Raw genomic sequence first — 16,360 nt, forward strand, 5'->3', positions numbered from 1 at the left:
TTCCCGCCGTGGACGGGCGTGCTCACGCGCGGGACTGCGGTGGCATACGGCGCGACAGCCAGCGGATGATCAGCAACGCGGGGATGCCCAGGGCCGAGGTATAGACAAAGAACAGCGGATAGCCAAAGGTGTCGACGACGAAGCCGGATGCGCCCATCAACAGCTTGCCCGGCAGCGAGAACAGCGACGAGAACAAGGCGTACTGCGTCGCCGTGTATGCGGTGTTGGTCAAACCGGAAAGGTAGGCAATGAAGGCCGTGCCGGCGAAGTTGTAGGCGAAGTTGTCGCCACTGACGACCGCAGCCAGGCTGAGCAGGCCGGGATCTCTAGCAAAGGCGAGTGTCGCAAACGCGAGATTCGACAGGATAACGAGCACGCCGCCGACGATGAGTGCGCGCACGACGCCGAGCCGTGTAACGCCAATGCCTCCGGCGATGACGCCGATGATCGAGGCAACCACGCCATAGCCTTTGGCGACGAGTGCGATCTCCTGCAGGGTGTAGCCGACGTCCAGATAAAACGGGTTGGCCATCACCCCCATCGTGTAATCGGTCAGGCGAAAACTGCCGATGAAGGCCAGAATCAATACGCCCGTGGTCGTGCCGTTGCGCGCGAAGAAATCGACCAGCGGGCAGACCACGGCACCGACGAACCAGCCGCCCAAGTGACGCAACGGCCGGGGCCAGTGGGCCTTGGCTTCGAGGAAGTCGAGCACGCGTTGCTCGCGCAGCACGGTGTCGGCACTGATGCGGACTTCCGGCTCTGCGATACACAACGTCGTAATCAGACCAACGCCGGCCAGCGCCGCCATCGTCAGATAGGCGATACGCCAGTCGAATTCTCCGGCAAGCCAGAGCGCACCGGCAGTCGCCATGAGCAGCCCCGCGCGGTAACCGAGCTGGTATGCGGCTGCCATCGTGCCCTGCTGTTGCAGCGGTGCGGATTCGATGCGCCAGGCATCGATCGCAATGTCCTGGGTGGCGCTGGCGAATGCGACACAGATTGCAAGCACGGCGAGGATCGCCAGGTGCTGGGCAGGATCGCCCTGTGCCATTGCCGCGAGCCCGGCGATCAGGGCGAGCTGTGACAGCAGCATCCAGCTACGCCGCCGCCCGAGCCATCGCGTCAGCAGCGGGATCGGCATGCGGTCGACGATCGGCGCCCACAGCAGCTTGAACGAGTAGGCGAGCCCGACCCAGGACAGCAGGCCGATCGTCGTGCGATCGATGCCGGCCTCACGCAGCCAGGCCGACAGCGTGCTGAATACGAGCAGAAACGGTAGTCCCGCCGAGAAGCCCAGAAACAGCATCGCAACCGGACGCGGCTGCGCATACGGGCGCAGCGTGTCGAGCCAGGTGCGTGCCGGTGTCGTGTCAGCGGTCATAATCGATGATCAGCGGGGCGTGATCGGAGAAGCGCTCGGCTTTGTAGACCGATGCGGCTTTGAGCGTGGGCTCCAAACCGGGCGTGATCACCTGGTAGTCGATGCGCCAGCCGACGTTCTTGGCCCAGGCCTGGCCCCGGTTGGACCACCAGGTGTACGCCTCGCCTTCATGGTCCGGATGCAGCGCGCGATAGGCATCGACCCAGCCAATGCCCTGCGGCGGTGCGCCGAAGACGATGTCGAGCCAAGCGCGCTCGTGTGGCAGAAAGCCCGAGTTCTTCTGGTTGGAGCGCCAGTTCTTGAGATCGATCGGGCGGTGCGCGATGTTCCAGTCGCCGCAGATCACGTAGTCGCGGCGGCTGGCGTGCCATTCCCGCAGCTTGGGCAAAAAGAAATCGAGGAAGCGGTCCTTGCTCGCCTGGCGCTCGGGGCCTGCCGAACCCGATGGCAGATACAGCGAGACGACCGACAGCTGGCCGTAGCGAAATTCGAGGTAGCGTCCCTCATCGTCGAACTCGGGATGGCCGAGCGTATCGATGATGGCGTCGGGTGCGCGCCGTGCGTAGATTGCCGTGCCGGCGTAGCCTTTTTTCAGCGCGTCGCGAAAGCGCACGAACCAACCCGCAGGAAAAAATGCCGGATCGTGCTGGATGTCCGCGTGCTGGGCCTTGGTTTCCTGCAGGCACAGGATGTCGGCATTTTGCCGGGCCAGCCAGGCGAACAAGCCCTTGCGGGCGGCGGAACGGATGCCGTTACAGTTGAGCGTGACGATACGCATGATGCGGACAAGAGGCGGCCGAGGAGCGCGGCGCGCGATAATTCTGCCCGATTCCTAGAGGCACTTACCGATGAAGCCTTATCAATCCGCTTTTATTGAACTTGCGCTTGCGCACGAGGTGTTGAAGTTTGGCGAATTCACGCTCAAGTCCGGGCGCGTGAGTCCGTATTTCTTCAACCTCGGCAAGATCGCTAGTGGCGCGGCGTTGCGTCGGCTCGGGCAGGCCTATGCCGAGGCCCTGATCGATGCGGGCATCGAATACGACATGCTGTTCGGACCGGCGTACAAGGGGATCCCGCTGGTCACGGCGGTGGCGCTGGCCCTGGCCGATCCGGCGTTCGGCGGGCAGGATCGGCCGTATGCCTACAACCGCAAAGAGGCCAAGGATCATGGCGAAGGCGGTGTATTGGTCGGTGCACCACCGCGCGGGCGGGTTGTCATCGTCGACGACGTGCTCACGGCCGGCACCGCATTGCGCGAGGCCGTGGCGTTGTTGCGCGCCGCCGGCGCCCAGCCGGTCGCCGCGCTGATCGCGCTCGACCGCCAGGAGAAAGGCCCATCCGGACGTTCCGCCGTCCAGGAGATGGAGCAAGACAGCGGCATCCGCATCATCCCGTTGGTGACCGCGCGGACGTTGCTCGAATACCTGAGCCGGGGCGCGGCGAATGCCGGAATCGTCGAGGCCATACGCGCCTACCAGGCCCGCTATGGTGTGTGCGCATAGGTGTGTGCGCATAATCGCAAGATGCCCGTGCGAGGCCGAAGCGAAGGAGGATGGCGATGTCGATGAAACGCATGCGGCTGGCATTTCTCGTGGCCGGACTGGCGGGGTTGTCGCCCGCTCTTGATGCGCAGAACGCCAAGATCGTGTGCTGGACCGATGCGAACGGCCATCGCGCCTGCGGCGATCGCGTGCCGCCGGAATACGCCAAGCAAGAGCGCAAGGTGTATGACGAGGCTGGACGCGTCGTCGAGACCATCCAGCGGCAAAAGACGCCCGAGGAAATCGCCGAGGCCGAGCGGCGTGCGGCCGAACAGCAGGCCAGCCGCAAGCGCGCCGAGGAGCAAGCCGCCTATGACCGGTTTCTGCTCAGTGCGTTCAGCAGTGTCGCTGACCTCGAGAAAATGCGCGATGAGCGCATCGCCACGCTCGATGCCCGCTTACAGCTCGCCGAAAAATCACTGGCCGACAACGAGAACGCGATCCGCCAACTTGAGGCTCAGATCGCGGCGGCCGAGGCAGAAGGCCAGAAAGCCCCGGCTCGCTTGCGCCAGCAGCTCGCGGAATTTGAGCGCACGCTCGCCGACAACCGTCGCGCGGTCGAAAAACTCAAACACGATCGCGATCAAATCGTCGTCAAGTTTGCGCACGACATCGCCCGCTACCGCGAACTCACTGCAGCGGCGGCTGATTGAGCGGGGGCGCGCTTTTCCTCCTTTTAGCCCTTGATCAGGGTGCCGATGCCGGCGTCGGTGAACAGCTCCAGCAACACCGAGTGGGTGATGCGGCCATCGATGATGTGGGCGGATTTCACGCCGCTGTTCACGGCGTCGAGCGCACAGCGGATCTTCGGCAGCATGCCGCCATGAATGGTGCCGTCGGCGATCAGGTCTTCGACTTGCGTGACGGTCAGCCCGGTGAGCACCTCGCCGCTTTTGCCCAGTACGCCCGGGGTGTTGGTCAACAGCAGCAGTTTTTCCGCCTGCAACACTGCAGCGAGCTTGCCGGCGACGACATCGGCATTGATGTTGAAGGCCTCTCCATTCTCGCCGACGCCGATTGGCGCGATCACCGGGATGAAGCCGCCTGCTTCGAGGTGGTTGATCACCCGCGGATCGATCTTCTCGATCTCGCCGACCTGGCCGATGTCCTGTCCTTTGACCAGCAGCTTGCGTGCGCGGATCAGTCCCCCATCCTTGCCGGTGAGGCCGACGGCGCGCCCGCCCTGCTGGTTGAGCGCGCTGACCACCGCTTTGTTGACGAGGCCGCCGAGCATCATTTCGACCACATCCATGGTCTCTGCGTCGGTCACGCGCATGCCTTCGATGAACTCGCTTTTCTTGCCGAGCCGCTCCAGATGTGTACCGATCTGCGGCCCGCCGCCGTGGACGACGACCGGATTCATGCCGACCAGTTTCATCAGCACGATATCGCGGGCGAAGGACGCGATCATGTCGTCATCCTTCATGGCATTGCCGCCGTATTTGACGACCATGGTTTTGCCGGCGAAGCGGCGGATGTAGGGCAGCGCCTCGGTGAGAACGCGGGCGATGGTTTGGGCGTTGGCGAGATCGATCGGCATGGGATTTGTCAGTGTCGAGCGTCGCAGGATGAGGTTCAAGCAGGGCGGTTCGTGGCGGCCGTGTGCGGAAACTGTGAGTAAAAGCGGATCCGGAGCTTTCCGGTCAATGCTTGCCAGTGCTACCAAAGCCGCCAGCACCGCGGCGGCTGGTCGAGAAGCTCTCGACGAGCTCGAAATCCACCCGCACCACGGGCACGAACACGAGCTGGGCGATCCGCTCGCCAGGCTCGATCGTGAAGGCCGTATCGCTACGATTCCAGCACGAGACCATCAACTCGCCCTGGTAATCGGAATCGATCAATCCGACGAGATTGCCGAGAACGATGCCGTGTTTGTGGCCCAGCCCGGAACGCGGCAGGATCACGGCGGCCAGGGTGGTGTCGCCGATGTGGATGGCGAGCCCGGTTTTGATCAGCGTGGTTGCGCCTGCCTCGAGCCGCAAGGGCGCATCGAGCATGGCGCGTAAATCCAGGCCCGCCGCACCCTCGGTGGCATAAGTCGGCAGCGGCCACTCGCGGCCGATGCGCGGGTCAAGAATCTTGAGTTGGATGTTTTTCTTCATCGTTTTGTGTATCGATCGGTGTAGCGGTCTGTGCAGAGGGAGTCATGCACGCGGCGATGGTCGAGGGCAAGGATGCGCTGCAGCTTGCGCGGGGCTACGCGCCTGTTCGGCTGCGAAAGCGTTCGGCAATGAGCATTGCCAGTTCGCGTGCCAGATCGGCCTTGGGCTTTTGTGTGAGCTCGCGCTCACCGCCATTCCAGAACACGTGTAGCGCGTTGTCGTCGCGCTCGAACGCGCGACCCTCGCCAACCCAGTTTGCAGCGATCAGGTCGAGTTGCTTGCGTGCGAGCTTGTCGCGCGCGTGTTCGGCGAGCCGTTCGGTCTCCGCGGCAAAGCCAACGATGAACAAATCCGGATACGCGCGGCGCAGTTCGCAGAGGATGTCTGGGTTCTTCACCAGACTCAGTTCGAGCGTATCGGTTTTCTTCTTGATCTTGTGGGCAGAAGGGGTGTGCAGCCGGTAGTCGGCGACAGCGGCGGCTCCAATCAAGATCTGTGCCCCGGCAGCTTCGGCGCGCGTGGCGTCGAGCATTTGCGCAGCGGTCTCGACGTCGATTCTGTTCACGCCGGGCGGCGTGGCGAGCGCCGTCGGCCCCGAGACCAGTGTGACCTCGGCACCCATTTGCGCCAAGGCGGCGGCCAGCGCATAGCCCATCTTGCCGGACGAGCGGTTGGTGATGAAACGCACCGGATCGATCGGCTCACGGGTCGGGCCGGCGGTGACGACGACACGCACGCCGAGCAGTGGGCCGTCGCGCAACAACGCCACAACGGCATCGCGGATCTGCGCCGGTTCCCACATGCGGCCTTCGCCGATCTCGCCGCAGGCTTGACTGCCACTGCCGGGACCGAGGATGTGGACGCCGCGCTGCATCAGTGTGCGCAGATTGGCCTGCGTTGCGGCATGTGCCCACATCAGCCGGTTCATGGACGGTGCGAGTGCGATCGGCCGGTCGGTCGCCAGACACAGGGTCGAGAGCAGATCGTCGGCAAGCCCGTGGGCCAGGCGCGCCAGCGTGTTCGCACTCGCCGGCGCAATCAGAATCAGGTCGGGCCAGCGGGCCAGCTCGATATGGCCCATCGCCGCCTCGGCCGCGGCATCCCACAGACTGCTGCGGACCGGATGCGCCGATACGGCCTGGAACGTCGCAGCGCCGACGAAACGCAGTGCGTCCTCGGTCATCACGACCTGCACGTCGGCACCGGCTTCCTTGAGCCGGCGCACGAGTTCGACCGCCTTGTATGCGGCGATGCCGCCTGTGACGCCGAGCACGATGCGTCGGCCGGCGAGACTTGTCTGCGAGTGTTGCATCGGCTCATTCTAGCCGCGCTGCAGGCAGGCCACGATGAAGACGGCAGGGAGGGCGCGATGGCCATCACCGATTGGCCGGAGGCTGAACGGCCGCGCGAAAAGCTCTTGGCGCGCGGTGCAGCATCGCTCAGTGATGCCGAGCTGTTGGCGATTTTCCTGCGCACCGGCGTGCGTGGCATGACTGCGGTCGATCTCGCACGGGATCTGATCCGGCGGTTCGGAGGATTACGCGCGCTGCTCGGAGCCAGCCGCGAGGATTTTTGCACGGGCAAGGGGCTGGGAGAGGCCAAATACGTGCAACTACAGGCCGTCATGGAGATCGCCCGGCGGTATCTGGGCGAATCCCTGAATCGCGGCGAAGCCCTGAACAACCCTCGCGCGGCCGCCGATTACGTGCATGCGCGCCTGCGCGACCGTGATCACGAGGTGTTTGCGGTCCTGTTCCTCGACAACCAGCATCGCGTGATCGCCTACGAGGAGCCCGCACGCGGCACACTCGACAGTGCGCCGGTCTATCCGCGCGAGATCGTCAAGGCGGCACTGCGACACAACGCCGCTGCGGTGATTCTTGCGCACAACCACCCCAGCGGGGCGACCGAACCCAGCGCTGCCGACCGCGCACTGACCGAGCGGCTGAGCCAGGCGCTGGGTCTGATCGGTGTGCGGGTACTCGACCATTTCGTCGTCGGCGACGGGGCGCCGGTGAGCTTTGCCGAGCGCGGCTGGATTTGACGCAGCGCACGTTCAGCGCCGCGCGCCCCCGTGCTGCAGAAAGTCCCACAGTGCCTCGCGGATTTCGGCCGAGGGCTGGCCGAGGCGGTGCTCGGCCAGCGCCGCTTCGTTGATCATTGCCAGTAGCATGCGCGCCGCTGCCTGCGGGTGTGGCCAGCCCAGGGCGTGCAGCTCGGAGCCGATCAGCAGAGCGTAAGTCCGGTTCTGTCGTTCCAGTACCGCGAAAATCTCGGGACGCTCACGCGCTGCGAGCAGCCAGCCACGTAGGGCGTGTTCTGCGAGGCAGTGGCCGAGGAAGGCTTCGATGGCCACCTGGATGCGCAAAAGCCCCGGCCGCATGCCGGCGGTGGCGGCGAGCATGCGGTCGATCAAGGCAGCCATGAAACGCTCTTGCAGCGCGGCGAGATAACCGGTGAGATCCCCGAAGGTGGCGGCGAATGTCGCCGGATCCACCGCGGCTTCCCGGCACAGCCGGTCGGTATCCAGTGCTTCGAAATCGACACAGCGCGCAAGGCGTGTTCCGGCATCGAGCAAGCTCTGACGGGGGTCGGTCATGGCCTCGGGCTGTCCAAATAGTCGAACAGGGTGGCGCGCAAGTCGTCCCGGCGCGTCTGCGCCTCTTGTTCGGCCCGTGCGATGTCAATCACGGCTGCGGTGAGCAGGCGCGCACTCGCCTGCGGATGTGGCCATTGCGCCGTTTGTAACTCGGCCTCGATCATCGTGCGCAGTGCGAACAAGCCTCTGCGCATCACCTCGATGCCGGCCGGCTCGAAGCGCAAGGCCACCAGCAGGTCGCGCAGTGCCGGACGAGTGGCCTGAGCCTCGAGATACGTCTTTAGCGCCAGCTTCAGGCGGCCGATACCGCTCGGCATGTCGGCCGTGATGCGGGCAACGGTGTCGCGGACTTCGTCGATCAGGCAGCCCAGCAGCTCGCACCGAAAAGCGGTGGGCGAGGGGTAAAGTGCGGTAAAGCGCGCGGGGTCCAGATGGGCTGCCGCGCACACCCTTTCTACCGATAGCGCGTCCAGACGCAGCGTTGCCGACAGCCGGACGCCCGCGGTCAGCACCGCAGTGCGGTCGGCATTCACGGCGTCGTCGGCGGCTCGGGTGGTCATGCGCAGGGTCCAAGCGTAAGCCCGTGCGGCCGTGCCGGACAGGGAAAATGTCACGGTTTGCGTCCCGATGGCGCCGTGGTCTTGCTCCGCGGCGGATGGGCTGGCACAATTGCGCCCCTTCCGGGCGGGCCACGCTGCCCAGTGCTGCGCGATGCGCGGTGTATTCCGAATGGTTTAAGCCCGTCGCAGGGCATCAATCAACTTAAGGTTTGCTGTCATGTCCAAAGTCTGTCAGGTCACGGGCAAGCGGCCGCTGGTCGGCAATACGGTGTCGCACGCCAACAACAAGCGGCGCCGCCGCTTCGAGCCGAACCTGCATACACATCGTTTCTGGCTCGAATCCGAGAAGCGCTTCGTCAGCCTGCGCGTTTCGGCCCAGGGCATGCGCATCATCGACAAAAAGGGCATCGAGGCGGTCGTCTCCGAGCTGCGTGCCCGCGGCGAGAAGGTATAAGCCATGGCCAAGAAGAAAGACGTCGAGAAAATCCGCCTCGTGTCGACGGCCGACACCGGTTATTTCTACACCACGACCAAGAATCGCAAGAACACGCCGGATAAGTTCGAGATCAAGAAATACGATCCGGTCGTGCGCAAACACGTGCTGTTCAAGGAAGCCAAGATCAAGTGAGCGGGCGCGGCGGCGCAGCCGCCGCTTGTCCTTGCGCGTACTGATTGCATCCCTGCAAGGGCCGCGACTGCGGCCCTTTGCTTTTGCGCGTGTTGGGTGCCTGCCACCCGGCAAGAGCGAGCGTTCCGACCCACCGTTGTACTGCGCGCACGCAAGACCAGCCTGGCATGGGTGGCGACCGACGATTGCAGATACGGCTGCGGCCGGCTTAGCATCGGCGCGCGGTTCGTGAAGAACGTCCGTTCGGGTGAACACTTCTGAGCACGATCTGGGAGACGTATATGAAGAAGCTGATGACGGGTGCGGTGTTGTTTGCGGTCTCTTCGGTGGCCATGGCGGAGGCTCCGGGTGGTCCGAATTGCGGCTGGGGGAACATGCTGTTCCGGGGGCAGTCCGGGCTGGCGGCGCACATGGTGGCGCTCACGACCAATGGCTCCTCGGGCAACGCCACTTTTGGTATGACGTCGGGGACCAACGGGTGTTCGACCTCGGGCAAGCTGACCTACGGCGGCAAGGCCATGATCAACGCCATGCTTGATGAGTTTGCTGCCGACGTTGCGGCCGGGCATGGGGATACGCTCACCGCGGTGGCGGTGGCCTACGGCCTGGCGCCGCAGGACCGCCCGGTGTTCGCACAGGTGGTGCACCAGAACTTCGCCGTGCTGTTCCCGAGCGAGAACGTCACCGCCGACGAGGTGGTGGCGAGACTCGAAGCGCTGATGAAGGCCGACGAGCGTCTGTCCAAGTACGTGATCTGATCCCCGGTCTCGCCGCCTTGCCGCGGCGGTCCGGATCGTTTCCGGTCGGGCCCGGTATCGTTGCGATGCCGGGCCTTCGTTTTGGGCTTTTCTTTGATGCAACGGATGATGCGCGCCTGCGCGATCGCGATCACTCTGGCGCTCGGCGGGGTGATATCACCGCCCGGCTTGGCCGTGACCGAGGCCGCCTGGGCACAGGCTCAAGCCGAGCGGCTGTGGATGCATCCGCAATGGCTCAGGCTCGTGCATTACCGGCCCGGCGCCGTGCCCGGGTCCTGGTACAGCCAGGCCGACGATCCCGATTTTTTCCTGTCCGCCGCGGGTGCACATGATCCGCGCGCGGAGCTGGCGGCAACCCTGTCGGCTTTCGCCGCCGACGCGAGCCTCGGCGATGCGCATGCGCAGTGCCGTTTCGTCGCGCGCCTTGCATGGTTGCGCGAACGGCTGGATCTCGGAGAGCTGCCGCAACCTGACTGTGCGGCTTATCGGGCGTTCCGCGATACCGTGCGTGCCCAGCGCGTGGTGCTGGTGTTTCCGTCGTATTACCTCAACAGTCCATCGTCGATGTTCGGCCACACGCTGTTGCGGTTGGATCCGGACGCATCGGCCGAGGTGGGCACCGAGTACCTGTCGTTCGCGGTGAATTTCGGAGCGCTGATCGATCCCGCCGACACTGGCGTGCTCTACGCCGTCAAGGGTTTGACGGGCGGGTACCGCGGACAGTTTGCGGTGGATTTCTATTTCAAGAAGATCCAGGAGTACACGCGCAGCGAGAACCGCGATATCTGGGAGTATCCGCTCGATCTCAATGCCGCCGAAATCGAGCGTTTGATCGCGCATCTGTGGGAGCTTCGCGACATCGATTTCGCGTATTACTTTTTCGACGAGAACTGCGCCTACCGGGTGTTGGAATTGCTCGAGGTCGCGCGCCCGGGCATCGATCTCACCAGCGCGTTTGCCCTGACCGCGATACCGATCGATACCGTACGTGCTGCGCAGCAGGCCGGTTTGGTTCGCGGCCGGCAGTTTCGCCCGGCGCAGGGCACGGTGCTGCGTCAGCGGCTGGCACAGATTCCGCCGGTCTTGCACGCCCAGGTGCTGGAACTTGCGGCATCGCCGGAGCGACTCGACGACGCGGACATGCAGGTGCTCGAACCATCGATGCGCGCACGTGTGATCGATGCGGCGTATCGGTATCTGCGGTTCCGCCAGACCGGTGTGGCGCGCGATCCCGCCATCGCGCAGCAGAGTTTCCGGCTGTTGCAGGCCATGCAGGCAGAGGCATCCGCCTTGCCTGTTGCCGCGCCAGTTGTGCCCGATGTCCCGCCGGATTTGAGTCACGGCAGCCGCCGCCTTGCCGTCGGGGTCTGGCGCGAGGAAGAGCTGCAGTACCTGAGCCTGGGGCTGCGCATGGCGTTGCATGGTCTGGAGGAAAACCGCGACGGTTTCCCCTGGGGTGCCCAGCTCAACATGGGTCATCTCGAACTGCGCGTCGACGAGTACGGACGTCTCGATCTCAACCGACTCGACCTCGTCGACATCGCATCGTTGACCCCGCGCGACCGTTTCTTCAGGCCGCTGTCCTGGGCGGTGGCCACTGGCATCGAGCGCCAATGGACCGATGGCCGCGAGCACCGTGTCGCGCAGATCAACGGCGGGATCGGGTTCACCCGCGCCGCAGGGTTCGACGGCCTGATCTATGGCCTTGCGACCGCGCGGCTCGAATACAACCACGGCTTTGCCGATCCGTTACAGCCTGCTGGCGGCCTGCGCGGCGGCAGCCTGATGGCGCTCGGGCCGCTGACCCTGAATGGGGAACTGGGCGCCGAAGCGTTTGCAAACGGTGCGCTGCGGCTGCGGGCCGAACTGCGTGGCAACTGGCCATTGTCGCGTCATCAGGCCCTGCATCTGGAGCTGCGCTGGCGCGATCAGCGGCCCGACGATACCTTCGCCGTCGGTCTGCGCTACCTGCTGTACCGCTGAGGAGTCACGTGGATGTCACGTGTTTTGTTGACCGGCTCACTGCTGCTGTGCGCGGTGCTCTGCGCATGTACCTCGGTGTTCCTGTACCCCGATCGCAAACTCCATCTTGCTGACCGGCCGCTCGGCACGCCCGCCGAGACGGTCTGGATCAAGGCCCGTGACGGCAGCCGTCTGCATGCCCTGTATCTGCCGACGTCGGGTGTGCCGCGCGCCACCCTCCTGCATCTGCATGGCAATGCCGAGAATCTCAGCTCCCACGTGCATCTGGTGACCTGGCTGCCGCAGCACGGCTATGCGGTGCTGTCGATCGACTATCGCGGCTATGGGCTTTCGCAGGGGCAGGCGAGTGTGGCCGCCTTGCACGAGGATGCCGAGACCGCGCTCGCCTGGCTGGTCGATCGCGGCGCCGAGCGCACCGGGCCGCTGGTCGTGTTGGGCCAGAGTATCGGGGGTGCGGTGGCGATCCGCATGGTGGCGCGTACCCCGCTGCGGGGGCATGTCGCCGGCGTAATCGCCGACAGCGCGTTCTCCAGCTACCGGCGCATCGCCCGCGAGAAGCTGGCGGCTTTCTGGTTGACCTGGCCGTTGCAGTGGCCCTTGTCGCGACTGATTGGCGAGCGTTACGCCCCCATCGATGTCGTGGCCGAACTCAGCCCCATTCCCTTGTTGCTGATCCACGGTGGGCGCGACCAGGTCGTCGATCCCAGCCACGCGCAGCGCCTGTTTGCCGCGGCATGCGACCCCAAGACGCTGTGGCTGATCCCGGAAGCCGGGCACATCGACGTGCTGCGTCGCGCGGGCGAGCGTGAGCGACTGCTGGCATTTCTGGATGTCTGGGTGTCGGCAGCCAAGACCGACTTAAGGTGTGGACCGGCGTGCGCGGCTGCATCGCGCAGACCCGTCCGCATGTCCGGCGCAGGTATCGGCGTAGCCGAGGGAGTATCGCCCGAATCGCTGCCGCCGCAGCAGTCTCAATCCGGCGCCCCGGTGCCGGGGGTCGTGCCCACCGCATGCCGTGCAGCGGTTTCCCCCGCTGGCGGGCGGGGGGTCGGTATTCAGGGCAGCCGTATCCGAAAGGCGTTGACGCCACGGCGGCCCGCCGATAAGATGCGCGCCCTTTCCCGACGGCCCTCGTGCGGAGGGCGCGTCTTTTCTTTGTCAAGCCGGGAAGTCCAAACGTGCCAACAGTCAATCAGTTAGTGCGCAAGGGTCGCAGCACTCTCGTCGCCAAGAGCAAGGTGCCAGCGCTCACGGGCTCGCCGCAGAAACGTGGCGTGTGCACGCGCGTTTACACCACCACCCCCAAGAAGCCGAACTCGGCGCTGCGCAAGGTCTGCAAGGTGCGTCTGACCAACGGCTTCGAGGTCATCTCCTACATCGGCGGCGAAGGCCACAACCTGCAGGAGCACTCCGTCGTGCTGATTCGTGGCGGCCGTGTCAAGGATCTTCCCGGTGTGCGCTATCACACGGTTCGCGGTGCGCTCGACTGCGCCGGTATCGACAAGCGCCGTCAGGGTCGTTCCAAGTACGGCGCGAAGCGGCCCAAGGATGGCGCAGCCGCCGCTGCGAAGAAGTAACGGGCCCCGGCCCGAGTAAGGTGCGGGATTGCCGCCCTGAAGCCCCACAGCAAGGAACACACCATGTCGCGTCGCCGTAAGCCGGAAGTCCGCAAGGTCCTCCCCGATCCAAAGTTCAAGAGCGAGCTCGTCTCGAAGTTCGTCAACATGGTGATGGAGGACGGCAAGAAGTCCATCGCCGAGAAAATCGTGTACGGCGCCCTGGATCAGGTCGTGGCGAAGAAAAAGATCGAATCGCCGGTCGAGTATCTCCAGACCGCCTTCGAGAATGTCGCGCCGATGGTCGAGGTCAAGTCGCGCCGTGTCGGTGGCGCCACCTATCAGGTTCCCGTCGAAGTGCGCGCGTCGCGCCGTACGACCTTGGCCATGCGCTGGATCATCGAGGCCGCCGCCAAGCGGGGCGAGCAGGGCATGGAGAGCCGGCTCGCGGCTGAGTTGATGGATGCCGCGGAAAACCGCGGTGCCGCCGTCAAGAAGCGCGAGGACACGCACAAGATGGCCGAGGCCAACAGGGCTTTCTCGCACTTCCGCTGGTAACCGTTCGCAGCGGGGCGGCGCGCCCCGCGCGCCTTCCCTGATTTCGCAGAGTCACGACCATGCCCCGCACGACGCCCATCGAGCGCTACCGCAACATCGGTATTTCCGCGCACATCGACGCCGGCAAGACCACGACGACGGAGCGCGTTCTGTTCTATACCGGTGTCAACCACAAGCTCGGCGAAGTCCACGATGGCGCCGCCACGATGGACTGGATGGAGCAGGAGCAGGAGCGCGGCATCACCATCACCTCCGCGGCCACGACGACGTTCTGGCGCGGCATGGGCAACCAGTTCGAGCAGCACCGCATCAACATCATCGATACGCCGGGACACGTTGACTTCACGATTGAAGTCGAGCGTTCCATGCGCGTGCTCGATGGTGCTTGCATGCTCTACTGTGCCGTCGGCGGTGTGCAGCCGCAGTCCGAGACGGTATGGCGGCAGGCGACCAAGTACGGTGTGCCGCGACTGGCTTTCGTCAACAAGATGGACCGCACGGGCGCCGACTTCTTCAAGGTCTATCGCCAGATGAAGGAGAAGCTGCGCGCCAATCCGGTGCCGGTGGTGATCCCGATCGGCGCCGAAGAGAATTTCAAGGGCGTGGTCGACCTGATCAAGATGAAGGCGATCATCTGGGACGAGCCGTCCCAGGGCATGAAGTTCGAATATACCGACATCCCGGCCGATCTCGTCGATACCGCCCAAGAGTGGCGCGAGAAGATGGTCGAGGCCGCTGCCGAGGCGTCCGAGGAGCTGATGAACAAGTACCTCGAGACCGGCGAGCTGACCGAGGCCGAGATCGTGCGGGCTCTGCGTCAGCGCACGATCGCCCTCGAGATCGTCCCGATGCTGTGCGGTTCGGCGTTCAAGAACAAGGGCGTGCAGCGCATGCTCGACGCCGTGATCGAGTTCTTGCCGTCGCCGGTTGACGTGCCGCCGATCAAGGGCACGGATGCGAATACGCAGGCACCCGTCGAGCGGCATGCATCCGACGATGAGCCGTTCTCGGCACTCGCATTCAAAATCATGACCGACCCCTTCGTCGGGCAGCTGACCTTCATCCGTGTCTATTCCGGCGTGCTCAGCTCGGGTGACAGCGTCTATAACTCGCGCAGTGGCAAGACCGAGCGCATCGGCCGTCTGCTGCAGATGCACGCCAATCAGCGCGACGAGATCAAGGAAGTCCGTGCCGGCGACATCGCCGCCTGTGTTGGTCTCAAGGATGTTTACACCGGTACCACGCTGGCTGCGCAAAACGCGCCGGTGGTTCTCGAGCGCATGGAGTTCCCCGAGCCGGTGATCAGCCAGGCGGTCGAGCCCAAGACCAAGGCCGACCAGGAGAAGATGGGTATCGCCCTCAGCAAGCTGGCGCAGGAGGATCCCTCCTTCCGCGTCAAGACCGATGAGGAAACCGGCCAGACCATCATCTCTGGCATGGGCGAGCTGCATCTCGAAATCATCGTCGATCGCATGCGGCGCGAGTTCAAGGTCGAGGCCAACGTCGGCGCGCCGCAGGTCGCCTACCGCGAAACCATCCGCAAGACGGTCGAGGCCGAAGGCAAGTTCGTGCGCCAGTCCGGCGGCCGCGGCCAGTACGGTCATTGCTGGCTGCGCTTGGAGCCGCAGGAGCCGGGCAAGGGCTACGAATTCGTCAACGCCATTGTCGGCGGTGTCATTCCGAAGGAATACATCCCCGCCATCGACAAGGGTGTGCAAGAGGCGATGAAGAACGGCGTCATCGCGGGTTACCCGGTCGTCGATGTCAAGGTCACCGTATTCGATGGCTCATACCACGACGTCGACTCGAGCGAAATGGCGTTCAAGATCGCGGCGTCGATGGGCTTCAAGGAGGGCGCGGCCAAGGCCAACCCGGTCATCCTCGAGCCGATCATGTCCGTCGAGGTGGAAACGCCCGAGGACTACATGGGCGACGTGATGGGTGACCTCAACCGTCGTCGCGGCGTCATCCTGGGCATGGAAGACAATTACGGCGCCAAGATCATCAAGGCCGAGGTGCCGTTGTCCGAGATGTTCGGCTACTCGACGCAGCTGCGCTCGATGTCGCAGGGGCGCGCGACCTACACGATGGAGTTCAAGAAGTACCAGGAGGCGCCGGCGAACATCGTCGCCGCGCTGGCGAAGAAGGCTTAATTCGTAGGGCGGCCGACGGCCGCCGAGTGCACGACGGCGGGTAGCTCCCGCCCTACAACCGAGGTAATCGCAATGGCAAAGGAAAAGTTTGAACGCAAGAAGCCGCACGTGAACGTGGGGACGATTGGGCACGTGGACCATGGGAAGACGACGACGACGGCGGCGCTGACGAAGGTGTCTGCGGACAAGTACGGTGGGACGTACGTGCCGTACGACCAGGTGGCGAAGGCGTCGGAGGCGCAGGGTCGTCGTGATGCGACGAAGATTCTGACGATTGCGACGTCGCACGTGGAATATGAGACGGCGAACCGTCACTATGCGCACGTGGACTGTCCTGGGCACGCGGACTTTGTGAAGAACATGATCACGGGCGCGGCGCAGATGGACGGTGCGATTTTGGTGGTATCGGCGGTGGACGGTCCGATGCCGCAGACGCGCGAGCACGTGCTGCTGGCCAAGCAGGTGAACGTGCCGAAGATCGTGGTGTGGCTGAACAAGTGCGACCTGGTGGAGGACGCGGAGCTGCTCGACCTGGTCG

General features: G+C 64.5%; 19 protein-coding genes. 12 read left to right on the plus strand and 7 right to left on the minus strand.

Going from position 1 to position 16,360, the window contains the following annotated elements:
- Positions 1–22: 22 nt before the first annotated feature.
- Both BMZ48_RS07965 and BMZ48_RS07970 read right to left on the minus strand, forming a co-directional pair.
- A complete protein-coding gene (locus BMZ48_RS07965) occupies positions 23–1,384 on the minus strand; it encodes an AmpG family muropeptide MFS transporter (RefSeq protein WP_091533568.1) in 1,362 nt (453 codons plus the stop codon).
- Positions 1,374–2,162 (minus strand): exodeoxyribonuclease III, encoded by a 789-nt coding sequence (locus BMZ48_RS07970; RefSeq protein WP_091533571.1) that lies wholly within the window; start codon positions 2,160–2,162, stop codon positions 1,374–1,376. Before BMZ48_RS07970 ends, BMZ48_RS07965 begins: the two co-directional genes overlap by 11 nt.
- Positions 2,163–2,232: 70 nt before the next feature.
- On the opposite strand from BMZ48_RS07970, the gene pyrE reads away from it, so the two are divergent.
- Together pyrE and BMZ48_RS07980 are read left to right on the plus strand one after the other, a co-directional pair.
- Positions 2,233–2,886, plus strand: a complete 654-nt coding sequence (gene pyrE, locus BMZ48_RS07975) for an orotate phosphoribosyltransferase (protein WP_091533574.1) — start codon at positions 2,233–2,235, stop codon at positions 2,884–2,886.
- A 56-nt stretch (positions 2,887–2,942) separates the two neighbouring features.
- Positions 2,943–3,578 (plus strand): hypothetical protein, encoded by a 636-nt coding sequence (locus BMZ48_RS07980; protein WP_159431126.1) that lies wholly within the window; start codon positions 2,943–2,945, stop codon positions 3,576–3,578.
- Between the two features lie 23 nt (positions 3,579–3,601).
- On the opposite strand, the gene argB is transcribed toward BMZ48_RS07980, so the two are convergent.
- The 3 genes from argB to coaBC form a co-directional block, all read right to left on the minus strand.
- Positions 3,602–4,465: an acetylglutamate kinase gene (gene argB, locus BMZ48_RS07985; protein WP_091533580.1), complete on the minus strand. Its 864-nt coding sequence runs from the start codon at positions 4,463–4,465 to the stop codon at positions 3,602–3,604.
- A 103-nt stretch (positions 4,466–4,568) separates the two neighbouring features.
- Entirely contained in the window at positions 4,569–5,027 is a 459-nt protein-coding gene (gene dut, locus BMZ48_RS07990) for a dUTP diphosphatase (RefSeq protein WP_091533582.1), read from the minus strand.
- A gap of 94 nt (positions 5,028–5,121) precedes the next feature.
- Complete coding sequence (gene coaBC, locus BMZ48_RS07995) at positions 5,122–6,339, minus strand: bifunctional phosphopantothenoylcysteine decarboxylase/phosphopantothenate--cysteine ligase CoaBC (RefSeq protein ID WP_091533584.1); 1,218 nt, start codon at positions 6,337–6,339, stop codon at positions 5,122–5,124.
- A gap of 57 nt (positions 6,340–6,396) precedes the next feature.
- Here coaBC and radC point away from each other — a divergent pair, with 57 nt between their 5' ends.
- Complete coding sequence (radC, locus tag BMZ48_RS08000; protein ID WP_091533587.1) at positions 6,397–7,071, plus strand: RadC family protein; 675 nt, start codon at positions 6,397–6,399, stop codon at positions 7,069–7,071.
- 12 nt (positions 7,072–7,083) lie between these two features.
- Here radC and BMZ48_RS08005 read toward each other — a convergent pair whose 3' ends face one another.
- Positions 7,084–7,626: a TetR/AcrR family transcriptional regulator gene (locus BMZ48_RS08005; protein WP_091533590.1), complete on the minus strand. Its 543-nt coding sequence runs from the start codon at positions 7,624–7,626 to the stop codon at positions 7,084–7,086.
- Positions 7,623–8,186, minus strand: a complete 564-nt coding sequence (locus tag BMZ48_RS08010) for a hypothetical protein (RefSeq protein ID WP_091533593.1) — start codon at positions 8,184–8,186, stop codon at positions 7,623–7,625. The genes BMZ48_RS08005 and BMZ48_RS08010 overlap by 4 nt, the downstream gene beginning before the upstream one ends.
- A gap of 217 nt (positions 8,187–8,403) precedes the next feature.
- Here BMZ48_RS08010 and rpmB point away from each other — a divergent pair, with 217 nt between their 5' ends.
- From rpmB to BMZ48_RS08055, 9 genes are all read left to right on the plus strand, one after another.
- Entirely contained in the window at positions 8,404–8,640 is a 237-nt protein-coding gene (gene rpmB, locus BMZ48_RS08015) for a 50S ribosomal protein L28 (RefSeq protein ID WP_091533596.1), read from the plus strand.
- Between the two features lie 3 nt (positions 8,641–8,643).
- On the plus strand, positions 8,644–8,814 hold the full coding sequence (rpmG, locus tag BMZ48_RS08020) for a 50S ribosomal protein L33 (protein ID WP_091533599.1): 171 nt from the start codon (positions 8,644–8,646) through the stop codon (positions 8,812–8,814).
- Between the two features lie 281 nt (positions 8,815–9,095).
- Entirely contained in the window at positions 9,096–9,572 is a 477-nt protein-coding gene (locus BMZ48_RS08025) for a DUF3015 domain-containing protein (protein WP_091533601.1), read from the plus strand.
- A 105-nt stretch (positions 9,573–9,677) separates the two neighbouring features.
- Positions 9,678–11,555, plus strand: coding sequence for an Lnb N-terminal periplasmic domain-containing protein (locus BMZ48_RS08030; protein ID WP_159431127.1), 1,878 nt, complete (start codon positions 9,678–9,680; stop codon positions 11,553–11,555).
- Positions 11,556–11,567: 12 nt separating this feature from the next.
- Entirely contained in the window at positions 11,568–12,755 is a 1,188-nt protein-coding gene (locus BMZ48_RS08035; RefSeq protein ID WP_091533606.1) for an alpha/beta hydrolase, read from the plus strand.
- Positions 12,734–13,132, plus strand: coding sequence for a 30S ribosomal protein S12 (gene rpsL / locus BMZ48_RS08040; protein ID WP_091533608.1), 399 nt, complete (start codon positions 12,734–12,736; stop codon positions 13,130–13,132). Before BMZ48_RS08035 ends, rpsL begins: the two co-directional genes overlap by 22 nt.
- A gap of 63 nt (positions 13,133–13,195) precedes the next feature.
- Positions 13,196–13,669 carry a 30S ribosomal protein S7 gene (gene rpsG, locus BMZ48_RS08045; RefSeq protein ID WP_091533611.1) on the plus strand — a complete coding sequence of 158 codons (474 nt, stop codon included), beginning with the start codon at positions 13,196–13,198 and terminating at the stop codon, positions 13,667–13,669.
- A gap of 59 nt (positions 13,670–13,728) precedes the next feature.
- On the plus strand, positions 13,729–15,822 hold the full coding sequence (gene fusA / locus BMZ48_RS08050; RefSeq protein WP_091533614.1) for an elongation factor G: 2,094 nt from the start codon (positions 13,729–13,731) through the stop codon (positions 15,820–15,822).
- Between the two features lie 72 nt (positions 15,823–15,894).
- On the plus strand, positions 15,895–16,360 hold a 466-nt coding region (locus BMZ48_RS08055; protein WP_143383660.1), incomplete at its 3' end, for a GTP-binding protein.

This window comes from Fontimonas thermophila, assembly GCF_900113085.1.
GTDB classification, from domain to species: Bacteria; Pseudomonadota; Gammaproteobacteria; order Nevskiales; family Nevskiaceae; genus Solimonas; species Solimonas thermophila.